Below are 15,933 nucleotides of genomic sequence, written 5' to 3' on the forward strand. Positions count from 1 at the left end.
GAACTCGATGCCTTCATCGACGCCGAGATCAAGCCGCTCGAGGACGCCGACGACAATATCCGTTTCTTTGACCATCGCCGCGAACATGCGCGCACCGATTGGGACAATCAGGGGCTGCCGCGTCACGAGTGGGAACAATTGCTGCGCGAAGCCACGCGGAAAGCCGACGCCGCGGGGCATTGGCGGTTCTCGGCGCCGAAGAAATATGGCGGGAAGGACGGCTCGAACCTGTGGATGGCGGTGATCCGCGAGCATTTCGCCGCCAAGGGGCTGGGTCTCCACAACGACCTTCAGAACGAGCATAGCATCGTCGGCAATTTCCCGTTTGTGGAGATGTTCGAGCAGTTTGCGACGAGCGAAGAGCAGAAGCAGGAGTTCATCCTCGGCGGGTTCGAGGGCAAGCGCCGCACCGCGTTCGGCCTCACCGAGCCCGATCATGGGTCGGACGCGACGCATATGGAAACGCGCGGGGTGCGCGAGACGCGCGATGGCGTCGACGGCTGGCGGATCGACGGGCGCAAGATGTGGATCACCGGCATGCACGTCGCGACCCACTGCGCGACCTTCTGCCGCACCGATGGTCAGGACGGCGATGCCAAGGGGATCACCTGCCTGCTCGTGCCCACCGGCACGCCGGGGATGAGCGTCGACGAATATATGTGGACGTTCAACATGCCGACCGATCATCCGCGGATGACGTTCGACAATGTGTGGGTGCCGGATAGTGCAAGGCTCGGCCCGGTCGGCGGCGGGCTGTCGATCGCGCAGAGCTTTGTCCACCAGAACCGCATCCGGCAGGCGGCGTCATCGCTGGGCGCCGCGGTGTTCTGTATCGAGGAAAGCGTCAAATATGCGCGCCAGCGCAAGCCGTTCGGCGAAGCGCTGGCGCGCAATCAGGCGATCCAGTTCCCGCTTGTCGAACTGGCGACGCAGGCCGAAATGCTGCGCCTGCTGATCCGCAAAACCGCATGGGATATGGACAACACCCTGCACAAACAGATCGAACACACGCTCTCCGACAAGGTCAGCATGTGCAATTACTGGGCGAACCGGCTGTGCTGCGAAGCCGCCGACCGCGCGATGCAGGTCCATGGCGGCATCGGCTATTCGCGGCATAAGCCGTTCGAGCATATCTATCGGCACCACCGCCGGTACCGGATCACCGAGGGCGCGGAAGAGATCCAGATGCGCAAGGTCGGGGCGTATCTGTTTGGTTATTTGGGGCCAAGGCGGGGGACGTTGGGATAATTCTTCCCCTTCCCTGCAAGGGAGGGGTTAGGGGTGGGTGAGGCGCGGTCCGGCTCGATGCCGGACCGGGGCTTTTGACGCGAGGTGGAAAGAAGCACGATCGGGCATCGAGCCCGCTCGCGCTTGACCCACCCCCGGCCCCTCCCTTGCAGGGAGGGGAGGGCTACCGTTTCCTTACAAACTCCGCCCTGAGCACCAGCCCCTTGATCCCCTCATGGCGGCAATCGATTTCCTGTGCGTCGCCGGTCAGGCGGATCGATTTGATCACCGTGCCGACCTTCAACGTCTGCCCCGCGCCTTTGACGGTCAGGTCCTTGACCAGCACCACCGAATCGCCATCGCTCAGCAGATTGCCGACCGCGTCGCGCACCGCGGGTCCGGCGGCGTCGGCGGCATCGCGCGCCGCGATGTCTCCCGCCGACAGCCATTCGCCGCTGGCTTCGTCGTAAACATAATCATCGTCGGCCATGCTGGTCCTATCCGGGCTTGCGAAAGCGCAGCGCGAACTGGTCGGTCTTGCCGCGGATCGCGGGGTCGAACACGTTCGTCGTGCGCGGGTCGTCGGCACGCTGGTAGAGATCGCTCTCCGCTTCGAGTTTGAATCCGGCCTTGGTCAGCGCCGCGACCACCGCCGCCTTGTCGATCCGGTGCAGGCTGTCGGCCAGCGTCGTCCCCGTTCCGTCGGCGGCGCTGTGGTCGACGATCACCAGCGTCCCGCCGGGTTTGAGCGCCGCGAACAGCGCCGCGCTCGCTTTCTCGCCGGTCCCCGCGGGGAAGGGCTTGAGATAGAGGTCGTGGAAATTCTGCACCGTGATGATGGTGTCGAGCGGCTGGGCAAAGCCGGGCGCGGCGAACGGACCGGCGACCGCATCGACATTGGCATAGGCGGCATCGACCGCGGCCTGATCGTCGCCATATTGTTTCTTGAACGCAATGAATTCGGCGGGCTGGAAGGCGTGGACCTTGCCCGCCGGGCCGACCGTGGCGGCAAGCAGGCGGGTGACATAGCCGCCGCCCATGACAAAATCGCCGACCTTTTCGCCCGGCGCGATCTGCGCGAACGCCAGCAGCTCGGCGGGCTTGCGCGCCGCGTCGCGGTCGCGGTCGGCGGCGGGGCGCGCCGGATCGGCGAGCGCGGCCTGATAGTTGGGGGCCGCCGCTTCCTTGGCGGCGAGCGGGGGCGCCGACACGGCGAGCAGCAGGGCGAGGGTAAGCGGACGGATCATGGCATCGACTCCCAGCGATTTTGCCCGGCCACCATAGCGGCTTGTTGCCAGCGCCGCCCGTTTATTTGCATCTCGCGATTTTGATGATAGGTTTCTTCGTGAAACTAAAAATCGGGCCAAGAGATTCGGGAGAGTCGGGATGTTTGATCTGGTGATACGCGGCGGCACTGTCGTCGATGGTATGGGCGGCGCGCCCTTTGTCGCGGATGTCGCGGTCGATGGCGACCGCATCGTCGCGGTCGGCGAAAATCTGGGTGCGGGGCGCGACGAAATCGACGCCAGCGGCAAGATCGTCACCCCCGGCTTCGTCGACGTCCACACCCATTATGACGGCCAGGCAACTTGGGACGCCGAAATGGCGCCGTCGAGCTGGCACGGCGTCACCACCGTCGTGATGGGCAATTGCGGCGTCGGTTTTGCCCCTGCGAAACCCGACCGCCACGAATGGCTGATTTCGCTGATGGAGGGGGTCGAGGACATTCCCGGCACCGCGCTTGCCGAGGGCATGTCGTGGGACTGGGAAACCTTCCCCGAATATATGGATGCGCTCGAAAAACTGCCGCGCACCGTCGATGTCGCGTGCCACGTCCCGCACGGCGCGGTGCGCGCTTATGTGCTGGGCGACCGCGAAAAACCCGGCGCGATCCCCACCGACGCCGACATCGCCGAAATGTCGCGCATCGTCGAGGAAGGCATCCGCGCCGGCGCGCTCGGTTTCTCGACCAGCCGCACGGTGCTCCACAAATCGATCGACGGCGAGCTTGTCCCCGGCACCACCGCGACCGCTGAAGAGCTGATCGCGATCGGCCGCGCAATGGGCCGCGTCGGTTATGGCGTGTTCGAGATGGCGAGCGATCTGAAGCGCGAGTGGAACGAGTTTCAGTGGATGGGCGATCTCAGCCGCGAAACCGGGCTGCCGGTGACCTTTGCCGCGCTCCAGTCGATCGCCAAGGAATTGCCGCTCGAGGAGCAGATCGAGGAAATGCGCCGCCAGAATGCGACCGGCGCCAACATCGTCGCGCAGATCGCGCTGCGCGGCAACGGCATCATCATGGCGTGGCAGGGGACGGTGCATCCGTTCCGGTTCAAGCCGGCGTGGAACGAGATCATCGACCTGCCGTGGTATCAGCAGCTGGCGAAGCTCAAAGACCCGGCGTTCAAGGCGCGGATGATCGGCGAGGCCAATGTCTGGCCCGAAAGCGATATCATCGATTTCCTGAAAATCGTTGCCGAGGGCTGGCCGGTCCATTTCGAAATGGACCCCGATTTCAACTATGAGCCGAAGATGGACGAAAGCATCGCCGGGCGCGCCGCGGCGGCAGGAGTGTCGCCCGCCGAATATGCTTACGACCTGCTGATGAAGGACGATGGCAAGGGCTTCATCTATTTCCCGATCCTCAACTACCGTGACGGCAACCTCAATTTTCTCGAGGATCTGCAGCACGCCGACGACACGGTGAACAGCCTGTCCGACGGCGGCGCGCATTGCGGGACGATCTGCGACGCCGCGTCGCCGACCTTCATGCTCCAGCATTGGGTGCGCGACCGGGCGGGCAAGCGCATCGCGCTCGAACATGCGGTCAAGCGGCAGTGCCGTGATACCGCGCTGCTCTATGGGCTCGAGGATCGCGGCGTGCTCGCGCCGGGCTATCTCGCCGACCTCAATGTCATCGATATGGACGCGATCAAGCTCGGCAAGCCGTGGCTGGCGTTTGATCTGCCCGCGGGCGGCAAGCGCCTGTTGCAAAAGGCCGACGGCTATGTCGCGACGGTGAAATCGGGCGAAGTGACGTTCCGCGACGGCGCGATGCAGGGGCCAACCCCCGGCGGCGTGATCCGCGGCCCGCAGCGCGTCGAAATGGCGATGGCGGCGGAATAAACATCGCTTCACATCGTCATTGCGAGGAGCGAAGCGACGAAGCAATCTCCTGCTATCGGCCTTCGGTAACGATAGCAGGAGATTGCTTCGCTTCGCTCGCAATGACGGAGGAATCCACGACTGCAATGGACCCTGAAACACGCTCAGTGTGATGAGATTTTGGCGGAGAATCCGCCCCGCGCCAATCGACTAAAGGAAAATGCCATGAAAGCCATCCAGCTTCGCGCCCCCGCCTCGCTCGACAATCTGACGCTGGTCGATCTGGCCGACCCCGGCGATCCGGGGCCGGGCGAAATCCGGGTGCGACTGACCGCTTCGTCGCTCAATTTTCACGACTATGCTGTTGTCGTCGGAATGATCCCCGCCGCCGACGGACGCATCACGATGTCCGATGGCGCCGGGACGGTCGAGGCGGTGGGCGAGGGGGTCACGCAGTTCAAACCCGGCGATACCGTCGTGTCGATCTTTTTCCCCGACTGGATCGACGGCGCCCCGCCCGCGACCGCGTTTCGCGGCGTTCCCGGCGACGGCATCGACGGCTATGCTCGCGAAGTGGTGGTGACCCCGCAGCACTGGTTCACGCGGGTGCCGCAGGGGTATTCGGCCGCCGAGGCCGCGACGCTGACCTGCGCCGGGCTGACCGCATGGCGCGCGCTGTTCGTCGACGGCACCGTGCAGCCGGGATCAACGGTGCTGGTGCAGGGCAGCGGCGGGGTGTCGGTGTTCGCGCTGCAATTCGCCAAGGCCGCGGGCGCGCGGGTGATCGCGACCAGCTCGTCCGACGCCAAGCTGGAGCGGCTGAAGGCACTCGGCGCCGACGAGCTGATCAACTACAAAGAGGTTCCCGCATGGGGCGCGAAGGCGCTCGAACTGACCGGCGGGGTCGGGGTCGATTGCGTCGTCGAAATCGGCGGCGCCGGAACGCTCGACCAGTCGATGATGGCAACGCGCGTCGGCGGGCATGTCGCGCTGATCGGCGTCCTCGCAGGCTTCGCCGGACCCGTGCAGACCGGCCTGCTGATGGCCAAGAATTTGCGCGTGCAAGGGCTGACCGTGGGCAGCCGCCAGCAGCAGCTGGACATGATCGCCGGGATCGAAGCAAACGGCATCCGCCCGATCATCAGCGACCACTTCCCGCTTGACCGCCTGGCCGATGCCTTCCGGCATCAGGCCGCGAACGCCCATTTCGGGAAGATTGTCATCGACATCTAGACTTCGTCATTGCGAGCGCAGCGAAGCAATCCAGAGTCTGCGTAAACCGCCCGAGATTGCTTTGCTGCGCTCGCAATGACGACTGCTGGGAGAGCCTCTAAACCCCGCTGCCATGCCCGGCGTCGCCGTGGCGGATGCTGTCGCGCTTGACGCCATATTCGGCGCCCCAGCGGTCGGTCATCTGGGCGCGGATCGCCCAGAGTTCGGGGAAGAAGCGGTGCCGCGCTCCAGCGTCGAGCAGGTCGACGGCGCGGCCGCTGATCGCTTTCGATCCCATGCCGATCGAGCGGTGGACGAGGTAGATGTGGTGGGCGCGGAATTTCTGGAACAGCTCGTCGAATTCGATCAGCGCCTCGGCGACTATATAGGCTTCGTCATGGGCATAGCCGGTGTCGTAGATGTCGGTGAGCGTGCGACCCTGCGGATCCAGATATTTCGCGCGATAGCTGTCCCATAATCCGGCGGGCAGCGTCAGCAGCATCTGGAACCCCGGGCTTTCCTGTCCCGATCCGTTGCCGAGCTGGAGCCGGATCGCCTGATAATCATAGGGGCTCATCGTTTCGATCAGCGCCAGCTGGTCGGTCATCATCCGCAGCAACATATGGACGCGCCCGAACAGGGTGATGGCGCGCATGATCTGGCCATCGCGCAGATGTTGGTCGATTTCGGCGAGGGTGAAGGCGGCGAGCTTCATCCACAATTCCTCGACCTGATGGACGATCTGGAATTGCAGTTCGTCGGGGGTGACGAGGTCGGCGAGCGGCTTCTGGCAGGCGAGCAGGCGGTCGACCGCGAGGTAAACGCCATAGTCCTTGAGGACCGGGGCTTCGAGGCGGGCGTGGATGTCGGTTTTGTCGAGCATGGGGGTATCCCTCATTCAAGGTATTTTCATCGTTGCTAACCGTAGCCCTGAGCTTGTCGAAGGGCGCTTCACTGAGGAGCGCCCTTCGACAAGCTCAGGGCTACGGTCTGTTCCGTAACGGATGATATCAACCCCGCGGATACACCCCCGCCGGCGGTCGTCGCGGCGATCCCGACTGGCCGAGCCATAGTAGGCGCGCAGCGTTGGTCATTTAGCGAGCAGGTCCGCGGGCAGCGTCGGCTCGCTGATCAGCCTGGCCATCCGGCGCCACATCTCGTCACGGCTGGGGCGGCCGCGCTCGACATGGGCGCGGACCATCGCTTCGCCGAGGCCGTAGTTGATGACATAGCTGCGATATTGATCGGTGAAGCTGACCGATTGTTCGGCACGCTTGTGCGACACCAGCAGATATTTCTGGGTCAGCTGGACGGCGGTCGGCCGGTCGATGGCGCCGTCGAGATATTGCTGCGCGATCGTCAGCCGCGCCCCCGACAGCATATTGATCGCCTTCAGCAGCTGCCAATAGCGATCATCCGACGGCATCGCGATTTCGGCGAGCGGCATCAACACATCGCGTTCGGTCTCGGCCTTGCTGGCTTCGGGAAACGCCAGGTCGATGCCGTAATTGGCGGTCCCCTCGGCGATCAGGCTTTGCGGGCTGTAGAGCGGATAGACGCTGAATTCGGCCCAGCCGCGCTCTTTGACCAGCTTTTCCTCGAGTTTCATGTTGAGCAGATGGTGCCCCGGATAGCCTTCGTGGCACCCCAGATCAAGCGCGCGCGACAGCCGGATCGGCAGGTCGGTGTTGACCTGGATCAGGCTGTGGTAGGCGCCCTGATAATAATTATACCCGCTCCAGCTTTTGCCGGTAACGAATTCCAGCCGGAAGCTCTCACTCTCGGGCATCGGAATATGCGCGAGGCTGCGGCCGCGGCAGCGCGCGATGGCGACGTCGAAAACCTTTTGCAGCCGGTCCTTGGGAATGGTGAAGCGGTCGAGATAGGCCTCGACCCGCGCCGCGAGCGGGCCGTCGCCGGGGACCAGCGCCTCGACCGCGGCGAGATGCCGGTCATAGCTGGCGAGGGGCTTCAATTGCGGGCGGACCCCGAACAGCCGCTCGGCCTCGTCGGCAAAGGCGAAGCGGGTGCCCTGCATCAACATCAGCCGCGTTTCGGCGGCGCGCAGCTGGGCGCGCAGAAAGGCGGCGCGGCGGCGGTCGAGCGGGTCGGACAGGCGGCGCGCGGCGGCGTTGAGCCGGGCGGTCAGCTCGCGGGTCGCGGCGAGCAACGCCGACTTGTCGCGCGGCGCGGCCTCGGCCGCCGTTTTCAGCTCGGGCGGGCCGTAATAGGCATCGATATAGCCATCCTCATGGGTGCCGATTTCCAGCGTCAGCCGCAAATAGGCCGCGGCAATATCGTTCAGCGCCTGCGCCGAGGCTGGGGTGCGGCGCACGTCGATCGCGGCGACGTCGGACGGGCCAGGCGCGCGCGCGATTTGACTCGTCGCGCAGCCGGACACGATGGCGGTGGCGGCCAGCGCCAGAAGGATCGACTTGGGCATCACGCGGTTACCGGCTCCTGATCTTCGGACGTATCTTCGACATCGCCATCGGCGGCAATCTCGGCGTCGGTTTCGCGCGCGACTTCGTCATGTTCGGGATGGAGCGGCGCGAAGCGGAGGACGGCAAAGCCGACCAGCGCCGCAGCGAGCGATCCCATCAGGATACCGATCTTGGCCTCCTCGATCAGCAGCGGGTCGCCGGGGAAGGCAAGGCCGCCGATGAACAGGCTCATCGTGAATCCGATCCCGCACAGCATCGCGACGCCATAGATTTGCAGCCAAGTCGCGCCGCGCAGCCTGCCCGCAATGCCCAATTTGACCGCCAGCCAGACGCTGCCGAAAATGCCGATCTGTTTGCCCAGGAACAGCCCCGCCGCGATGCCGAGCGGCAGCGGCGCGAACAGCTGTTCGGCGGTCAGCCCGCTGATATCGACCCCGGCGTTGGCAAAGCCGAACAGCGGCACGATCGCAAAGGCGACCCATGGATGCAGACCATGTTCGAGCCGGTGGAGCGGCGAGGTCTGGCAGTCGGGCGCCCCCGGCGTGTGCTCGAACGGGATCGCCATCGCCGCCAGCACCCCGGCGATCGTGGCGTGAACCCCCGAAAGCAGCATCGCATACCAAAGAAAGGCAAAGGCGAGCAGGTAGAGCGGCAGGCTTTTGACCCCGAGCCGGCCCAGGGCGAACATGGCGCCCAGAATCGCCGCCGCGGCGGCGAGCGCGAGCAGGTTGATCTTGGCGGTGTAGAAAAGCGCGATGATCGCCACCGCGCCCATATCGTCGACGATCGCCACGGTGACGAGAAACAGTTTGAGCGAGATCGGCGCGCGCTTGCCCAGCAACGCCAGCACCCCCATCGCAAAGGCGATGTCGGTGGCGGCCGGAATCGCCCAGCCTTGCGCCAGCCCCGGGGTTGAACCGGCAAACAGCAAATAGAGCGCCGCGGGGACCGCCATCCCCGCCGCGGCGGCGATGAACGGCAACCGCCGCCGGTCCCAGCTCGCCAGCCGTCCGTCGACGAACTCGCGCTTGATCTCGAGCCCGACGAGCAGGAAAAACACCGCCATCAACCCGTCGTTGATCCACAGATGGACGGTCATCGGCCCCAGCTTGTCGGTCAGCACCGGGCCGGTCACCGCGTGGATCGCATCATGATAGACGGTGCCGAGCGACGAGTTGGCGACAATCATCGCCAAAATGGCGGCGAAAATGAGCAGCATGCCGCCGGCGCTCTCGCTCGCGAGAAAATCCCGCAAAACCGAACGAGGCGGATAACCGCTGTGCATACGCTGATTGTCTCCATGGTCTGGCGGGGCGTCGGGGCCTCCCTAACCGCATGGGCGCGGCTTTACAAATTCATGCCGCGCGATAGCAATGGCGGCGTGGGTGGCGCGCTGCCACGGTGGCACAAGGCTGGTGGGTGGAGCTATCGACCGCATGGCTGGAATGGCTGGTGCTTGGGACCGGCCACGAACTGATGCTGTTTGCATCGGTGGGCATCCTGCTGATCGGGCTCGACGATCTGTTTTTCGATGCGCTGTGGCTGGGCACCCGTCCCGAGCCCCGGCCAGAACCCCGGTCCGACCCCGGCGATACGCCGCCGCTGGCCGGGACGCTGGCGATCTTTGTGCCGGCGTGGGACGAGGCGCGGGTGCTGCCCGCGATGATCAAACGGACCCTCGCGGCCTGGGATGGCGAGGATTTCCGGCTGTATGTCGGCTGTTATCCGAACGATGCTGCGACGCTGTTTGCGATATCGCCGCTGATCGTGCGCGACGAGCGGCTGCGGCTGGTGATCAACGCCGCCGCCGGACCGACGACCAAGGGCGACAATCTCAACCGGCTGTGGGCGGCGCTGGGCGAGGATGAGCGGGCGGAGGGCATGCGCTTTGCCGCGGTCGTTCTGCACGATGCCGAGGACCATGTGCATCCCGGCGAACTTGCCCTCTATCGCCTCTATCTGGGCGATCATGCGATGGTGCAGATTCCGGTCGCGCCGGTGGTCCGGAACGGGTCGCGCTGGATCGGCGGTCATTATGGCGACGAATTTGCCGAGGCGCATGGCAAGGAACTGGTCGTGCGTTCGCGCCTTGGCCTGCCCTTGCCGTCGGCGGGGGTCGGCTGCGCGTTGACGCGCAGCGCGCTGGCGTTGCTCGCGATCGAGCGCGGCGGCGATCCCTTTCGCTGCGACAGCCTGACCGAAGATTATGAAATCGGCATGGTGATTGGCGCCTATGGCCTTGGCGCCCGCTTTGTCGAGACCGCGCCGCTGGGCGGCGATGCTATCGTATCGCGCGGCGTCTTTCCGGGCGCGGTCGATGCCGCGGTGAAACAAAAGGCGCGGTGGATCGCCGGGATTGCGCTGGCCGGCTGGGACCACCTCGGCTGGCCCGGGTCGCGGCGCGCTATGGCGAGAGTTCCGGCCGGTCAGGGCTGGCTGGCGCGGTGGATGTTGTGGCGCGATCGCCGTGCCCCGCTGGCGGCCATCATCCTGCTCGCCGCTTACGCCGGGCTGCTCGTGACGGCGATCGGCTGGGCCGGACAGGCGCTGCTGGGATGGCATCAGTTCGCCCTTGGCGATGGCATGCGCCTGTTGCTCGCGCTCAACGCCGTGCTGCTGCTGTGGCGGCTGGCGATGCGCGCCCATTTCACCACCTGCTGGTACGGCTGGCGCGAGGGCGCGCGCGCCGTGCCGCGTGCGTTTGTGGCGAACATCATCGCGATGCTCGCCGCGCGGCGGGCCATCCTGCTCTATTGGCGGATGCTGCGTTCGGGGCAGGTGGTGTGGGACAAGACCGAGCATCTGGCGAGCGATATGGCGTGCGATACGGCGATGATTGCGGCGGTGCGGCGGTGATGGCGCGGCGATTAAACGCGCGCCGCGATGCGCCGGCGCTGCGTTTCCTGCTGCTGTGTGTTGGCGGCTGGATCCTGCTGCGGGTGATGGCAAATTGGAGCCCGGCGCTGCCGTCGCCGCCGGACGCCGACCGAACGCCCTGGTCGGCGCCGTCACCCTTTGCCGCGACCAATGCCATGGCCGATCGTAACGATCCGATAGCGGCGCGCCGGGACACCGCATCGCCGCCGCCGATGCCGATGCCGCGCGCCGTCTTTGCCGCGGCGTCGATCGCGAGCGATGCCGTGCCGGTGGCGCGCGATATTGTCCAATCGCCAATTCCGGGCGCGGGCGGCGACCGCCACAACCTGCGCCTGGCGCTGATGGCACGGCTGTTGCCGCCAGCTCCGGGCGGGGTGGCGCGATCGGCGATGGCGCCGGGTGGGCCTTCATGGTTCCCGCTGCCGGTCGCGGCCCGGTCCGACCCGGGGCAGGGCCGGCCGTTCTGGATGCGGCGGCAACTGGCGGGCTGGTCGCTCGCCGGCTGGCTTTACCTGCGCGATGGCGCGCTGGGCGCGCCCGAAGGCATCGCGGCGGCGAGCCAACTGGGCGGCAGTCAGGCGGGGCTGCGGCTCAGCCACGGGTTTGGCGGCACCGGCCGCGCGCGCGCCTATGGCCGGGCGACGATGGCGGTGCGGCGGCCCGAGCAGCGCGAGCTTGCGTTCGGCCTGGCCTTTGCGCCGCTGGCGCACTGGCCGATCGACGTCGCGATCGAGCAGCGCGTCGCGGCGGGCCGGGAAGGGCGCACCGCGCTCGCCATGACGGTCAGCGGCGGCGTGTCGGACATCGGCCTCGCGCATGGTTTCCGGCTCGAAGCCTATGGTCAGGCGGGCGTTGTCGGGGCGCGGCGGCGCGACGGCTTTGCCGATGGCGCGATCGTGATCGACCGCCGGATTGGACCCGATGCGGCATCGCCCTTGCGGCTCGGCGCGCTGGCGGCGGGGGCGGTGCAGCCCGGCGCGGCGCGGGTCGACGTCGGCCCGCGGCTGACCCTGCGCCTGCCCGACGTCGGCGAAGGCAGCCGGATCGCGCTCGACTGGCGCCAGCGCGTCGCCGGCGACGCGCGCCCCGAAAGCGGCGTCGCGCTGACCCTGGCGACCGACTTCTGACCCGCGGCGAAATTAAGGGCCGCAGCCGATTCCCCGCACTGAAAAAATGCTCTAGGGTCACGGGACTCGGCGACTTTTCGTGCGCCGCAGACGCGTTTGGGGCTCAAGGGTCAGGACCTGTGAATTGCGGGTTCGAGGTTTGAGGCGATTTTGTTCAGGGCGAGGAAGCGAGGCGCAGGCATATGAATATATTCCAAGGCTCGTTGACGCGGCCATGGACAAAATCGGTCAAATCCCCCCTCTTGCTTTACGGGGGGGACGCCGAAATGGCTTCGATCTCGGCCCCGCGTGGCCTCGCAGATGGAACCACCATGAGCGTCGGCCACGCGAGCCCGATATCTTCGCCATTTCGACGCCTCGAACCCGCAATTCACAGGTTCTGACCCTTGGATCTTTATCTTCCCGTTGCGAATCTGTCGGTCAATGCGCTGGTTATCGTCTTGCTCGGCGGCGGGGTGGGCTTTCTGTCGGGCATGTTCGGGGTCGGCGGCGGGTTTCTGACCACGCCCTTGCTGATCTTTTACGGCATCCCGCCGACCGTCGCGGCGGCGTCGGCGGCGACGCAGGTCACCGGGGCAAGCGTGTCGGGGGTGATGGCGCATCTCGAACGCGACGGGGTCGACCTGCGGATGGGCGCGGTGCTGGTGGCGGGCGGCCTGATCGGCTCGCTGATCGGCGCCGGACTGTTCGAGCTGCTCACCGCTTGGGGGCAGATCGATACGGTGATTTCGATCCTGTATGTGGCGTTGCTGGGCACCGTCGGGACGTTCATGGGACGCGAGGCGTGGGGCAGTTTTCGCGCCGCGCAGGCGGGATTGCCCGCCCCGGCGCGCAAGCGGCGCCACCATCCGATGGTCGCCAATTTGCCGCTGCGCTGGCGCTTCTATCGCTCGGGTCTGTATATTTCGCCGCTCGCGCCGCTGCTGCTCGGTATGGTCGGCGGGGTGCTGACGATGCTGCTCGGGGTCGGCGGCGGCTTCATCATGGTCCCCGCGATGCTCTATCTGCTCGGCATGGGAACGCAGGTCGTCGTCGGCACCTCGCTGTTTCAGATCCTGTTCGTGACGATCGCGACGACGATGGTCCACGCGCTGACCACCGGCGCGGTCGACATTGTCCTTGCCGGATTGCTGTTGCTCGGCAGCGTGGTCGGGGCGCAGTTCGGCGCACGCTTCGCGCAAAAGGCGCGGCCTGAATATCTGCGGCTGGCGCTGGCGGTGATCGTGCTGCTGGTGGCGTTGCAGATGGCGGTCGGCCTGTTTATCCGTCCCGACGAAATCTATTCGGTGCAATGACCGGCCTACGCGCCTTGACCCTGTGGCTTGCGGCGCTGCTGCTGCCGGTCGGGGCGGCGCAGGCCGCCGATCCGCGGCTGGTCCCCGATGTGTCGAGCCGGGCGATCGACATCCAGTACAGCTTTACCGGTGAGGAATTGCTGTTGTTCGGCGCGATCCTGTATCCCGGTCAGCGGCTGCCCGACGACCGCGCCGACATCGTCGTCGTGCTGAAGGGGCCGGTGCGGCCGATCGTCCTGCGCGAAAAACGCCGCGTCGCCGGGATCTGGGTCAACGCCAACAGCTTGAGGTTGCGCACCTCGCCGGGATTTTATGCGATCGGATCGTCGCGCCCGATCGACAAGCTGGTCGACGAACGCACCGCGGCGATCTTTGAACTTGGGCTCGCCAATCTGTCGATGTCGCCGACGGGATTTTCCGAAGCGACCAAGCTCGAACGCTTTGAAGCGGGGCTGACCGACCTCTATCGCCGGATCGGGCTGTTCTATGAAAATCCGGCGGCGGTCGAGATTACCGAGGGCGTGCTCTATCGCGCCCGCATCCCGGTGCCGGCGCGCGTCCCGGTCGGCACCTACCGCGCCGAAACCTATCTGATCAGCCGCGGCCGCGTGCTCGCGGTCGCCTCACGCGATGTCCAGATCCGCAAGGCCGGGTTTGAACGGTTCGTCGCGCTCGCGGCGCAGCGCCACGGCTTTCTCTATGGCCTGACCGCGGTGCTGCTGTCGCTGCTGCTCGGCTATGCCGCATCGGCGATATTCCGCCGTCGGTAAAACGCCTTTAACCTATATTTACTCTCGCCTGCGATACCGGTGTCCGGGACCACAATAGGCGGGGCGAGTACATGGATATGCAAGGGGGCGGATTTCCCGCCGGAGATTCGACTGCGGCGCAGCATGTCCGGCTTGCCGGTGGCGGCGCAGCGGCTTCGGTGGCACCCGTGATCAACCATCACCGCGACGATCTGATGATCGGCGAAGTGATCGATATTTCGGGTTCGGCCTCGCGGATCCTGCTCGACGCTGCAACGCTCGGCAAATTGTCGACGTCGAGCGACGCCGCGGTATCGATGGCGGGTCAGGTCGGCGCCCAGGTCAAGGTGCGGGTCGGCAATATCTGGCTGATCGCCAGCATCCGTGACCAGCAATTGCACGAACGCGGCGAAGGGCTGATCGTCGCGACCATCGACTTTCTGGGCGAAGGCGAAGAGGAAAAGATCACCGGCCGCATTTCCAATTTCCGCCGCGGCGTCACCCGCTATCCGATCCCGGGCAGCCAGGTGTTTGCCGCGACCAGCGCCGACCTCAAACAGATTTATGCCGCCGATGAACGCGCGCATGTCGAAATCGGCACCGTCTATCCGACCAAGGATATTCGCGGCTCGCTCTATGTCGATGCGATGCTCGGCAAGCATTTCGCGCTGCTCGGGTCGACCGGCACCGGCAAATCGACCAGCGCCGCGCTGATCCTGCACAAAATCTGCGAACTGGCGCCGCAGGGCCATATCGTGATGATCGATCCGCATGGCGAATATTCGGCGGCGTTCAAGGGTATCGGGGCGCTGTTCGACGTCGATAACCTCGCCATGCCCTATTGGCTGATGAATTTCGAAGAACATTGCGAAGTGTTCGTCACCGCTGAAGGCCGCGACCGCCAGGCCGATTGCGACGTGTTGTCGCGCTGCCTGTTGCAGGCGCGGACCAAGAACCGGCTGGCCGAGGGCATGACCAAGATCACGGTCGATTCGCCGATCCCCTATCTGCTGTCCGACCTGCTCAGCATCCTGACCAATGAAATGGGCAAGCTCGACAAGGCAACCTCGTCGGCGCCGTTCATGCGCATCAAGGGCAAGATCGAGGAAATGCGCGCCGACCCGCGCTATAATTTCATGTTCTCGGGCATGCTGGTCGCCGACACGATGGCGGGGTTCCTCGGCAAGATTTTCCGCCTGCCGTCCGATGGTCGGCCGATCTCGATCATCGACGTGTCGGGGGTGCCGTCGGACATCACCGGGGTCGTCGTCGCGGTGCTGTCGCGCCTGACCTTTGACTATGCGATCTGGTCGCGCGGCGAACCGCAGCGCCCGATCCTGCTCGTCTGCGAAGAGGCCCACCGTTACATCCCGTCAAAGGACGTCGGCAGCGGGCAGGCGGTGCGCAAGATCCTCGAGCGGATCGCCAAGGAAGGCCGCAAATATGGCGTGTCGCTGGGCCTCATCACCCAGCGTCCGTCCGATCTGGCCGAAGGCGTGCTGTCGCAGTGCGGCACGATCATCTCGATGCGCCTCAACAACGAACGCGATCAGCATTTCGTCAAGGCGGCGATGCCCGAAGGCGCGCGCGGTTTCATCGATTCGATCCCGGCGCTGCGCAACCGCGAATGCATCGTCTGCGGCGAAGGCGTGTCGATCCCGATCCGCGTCTATCTCGACACGCTGGAGGAGGAAAAGCGGCCCGCGTCGAGCGACCCCTTGTTCTCGAAGCTGTGGCGCGAAACCGGCGGCGAGGCCGAAATCCTCGAACGCGTGGTCAAACGCTGGCGCAGCCAGGGGCGGTAAGATTTCTCCCCTCTCTGCAAGGGAGGGGATCAAGGGGTGGGTATAGAAAAGGCGAGGCTCGATGCCTCGCCTTTTCTATGAGAGGCTCGCTT

Annotated in this window: 13 protein-coding genes; 8 read left to right on the forward strand and 5 right to left on the reverse strand. The window is 65.6% G+C overall.

Annotated features, from left to right (window positions below):
• The coding region (locus FFS68_RS17040) for an acyl-CoA dehydrogenase (protein WP_137754394.1) at window positions 1-1,248 on the forward strand (1,248 nt) is incomplete at its 5' end.
• Between the two features lie 163 nt (window positions 1,249-1,411).
• On the opposite strand, the gene FFS68_RS17045 is transcribed toward FFS68_RS17040, so the two are convergent.
• Together FFS68_RS17045 and FFS68_RS17050 are read right to left on the reverse strand one after the other, a co-directional pair.
• Window positions 1,412-1,717: an alkylphosphonate utilization protein gene (locus FFS68_RS17045; RefSeq protein WP_137754395.1), complete on the reverse strand. Its 306-nt coding sequence runs from the start codon at window positions 1,715-1,717 to the stop codon at window positions 1,412-1,414.
• Between the two features lie 7 nt (window positions 1,718-1,724).
• Entirely contained in the window at window positions 1,725-2,474 is a 750-nt protein-coding gene (locus FFS68_RS17050; RefSeq protein WP_137754396.1) for a class I SAM-dependent methyltransferase, read from the reverse strand.
• A 139-nt stretch (window positions 2,475-2,613) separates the two neighbouring features.
• Between FFS68_RS17050 and FFS68_RS17055 the strand changes: the two genes are divergently transcribed.
• Window positions 2,614-4,353 (forward strand): D-aminoacylase, encoded by a 1,740-nt coding sequence (locus FFS68_RS17055; protein ID WP_137754397.1) that lies wholly within the window; start codon window positions 2,614-2,616, stop codon window positions 4,351-4,353.
• A 204-nt stretch (window positions 4,354-4,557) separates the two neighbouring features.
• On the forward strand, window positions 4,558-5,565 hold the full coding sequence (locus FFS68_RS17060) for an NAD(P)-dependent alcohol dehydrogenase (RefSeq protein ID WP_137754398.1): 1,008 nt from the start codon (window positions 4,558-4,560) through the stop codon (window positions 5,563-5,565).
• Window positions 5,566-5,662: 97 nt separating this feature from the next.
• Here the strand turns inward: FFS68_RS17060 and FFS68_RS17065 are convergent, their stop codons facing one another.
• The 3 genes from FFS68_RS17065 to nhaA form a co-directional block, all read right to left on the reverse strand.
• The gene (locus FFS68_RS17065) at window positions 5,663-6,427 is read right to left on the reverse strand and encodes a tryptophan 2,3-dioxygenase family protein (RefSeq protein WP_137754399.1); all 765 of its coding nucleotides are present in this window, start codon (window positions 6,425-6,427) and stop codon (window positions 5,663-5,665) included.
• Window positions 6,428-6,634: 207 nt separating this feature from the next.
• Window positions 6,635-7,987, reverse strand: a complete 1,353-nt coding sequence (locus tag FFS68_RS17070) for a hypothetical protein (RefSeq protein ID WP_137754400.1) — start codon at window positions 7,985-7,987, stop codon at window positions 6,635-6,637.
• Window positions 7,987-9,273 (reverse strand): Na+/H+ antiporter NhaA, encoded by a 1,287-nt coding sequence (gene nhaA, locus FFS68_RS17075; RefSeq protein WP_137754401.1) that lies wholly within the window; start codon window positions 9,271-9,273, stop codon window positions 7,987-7,989. Before nhaA ends, FFS68_RS17070 begins: the two co-directional genes overlap by 1 nt.
• 134 nt (window positions 9,274-9,407) lie before the next feature.
• Between nhaA and FFS68_RS17080 the strand changes: the two genes are divergently transcribed.
• From FFS68_RS17080 to FFS68_RS17100, 5 genes are all read left to right on the forward strand, one after another.
• Window positions 9,408-10,844: a glycosyl transferase family protein gene (locus FFS68_RS17080; protein ID WP_137754402.1), complete on the forward strand. Its 1,437-nt coding sequence runs from the start codon at window positions 9,408-9,410 to the stop codon at window positions 10,842-10,844.
• Window positions 10,808-11,992, forward strand: coding sequence for a hypothetical protein (locus tag FFS68_RS17085; RefSeq protein ID WP_137754403.1), 1,185 nt, complete (start codon window positions 10,808-10,810; stop codon window positions 11,990-11,992). Before FFS68_RS17080 ends, FFS68_RS17085 begins: the two co-directional genes overlap by 37 nt.
• Window positions 11,993-12,378: 386 nt before the next feature.
• A complete protein-coding gene (locus tag FFS68_RS17090; protein WP_137754404.1) occupies window positions 12,379-13,287 on the forward strand; it encodes a sulfite exporter TauE/SafE family protein in 909 nt (302 codons plus the stop codon).
• Window positions 13,284-14,057, forward strand: a complete 774-nt coding sequence (locus FFS68_RS17095; RefSeq protein ID WP_137754405.1) for a TIGR02186 family protein — start codon at window positions 13,284-13,286, stop codon at window positions 14,055-14,057. Before FFS68_RS17090 ends, FFS68_RS17095 begins: the two co-directional genes overlap by 4 nt.
• A gap of 194 nt (window positions 14,058-14,251) precedes the next feature.
• The gene (locus tag FFS68_RS17100; protein ID WP_249340220.1) at window positions 14,252-15,841 is read left to right on the forward strand and encodes an ATP-binding protein; all 1,590 of its coding nucleotides are present in this window, start codon (window positions 14,252-14,254) and stop codon (window positions 15,839-15,841) included.
• Window positions 15,842-15,933 lie beyond the last annotated feature (92 nt).

The organism is Sphingopyxis sp. L1A2A, assembly GCF_005502465.1.
In the GTDB taxonomy this organism is placed as follows: Bacteria; Pseudomonadota; Alphaproteobacteria; order Sphingomonadales; family Sphingomonadaceae; genus Sphingopyxis.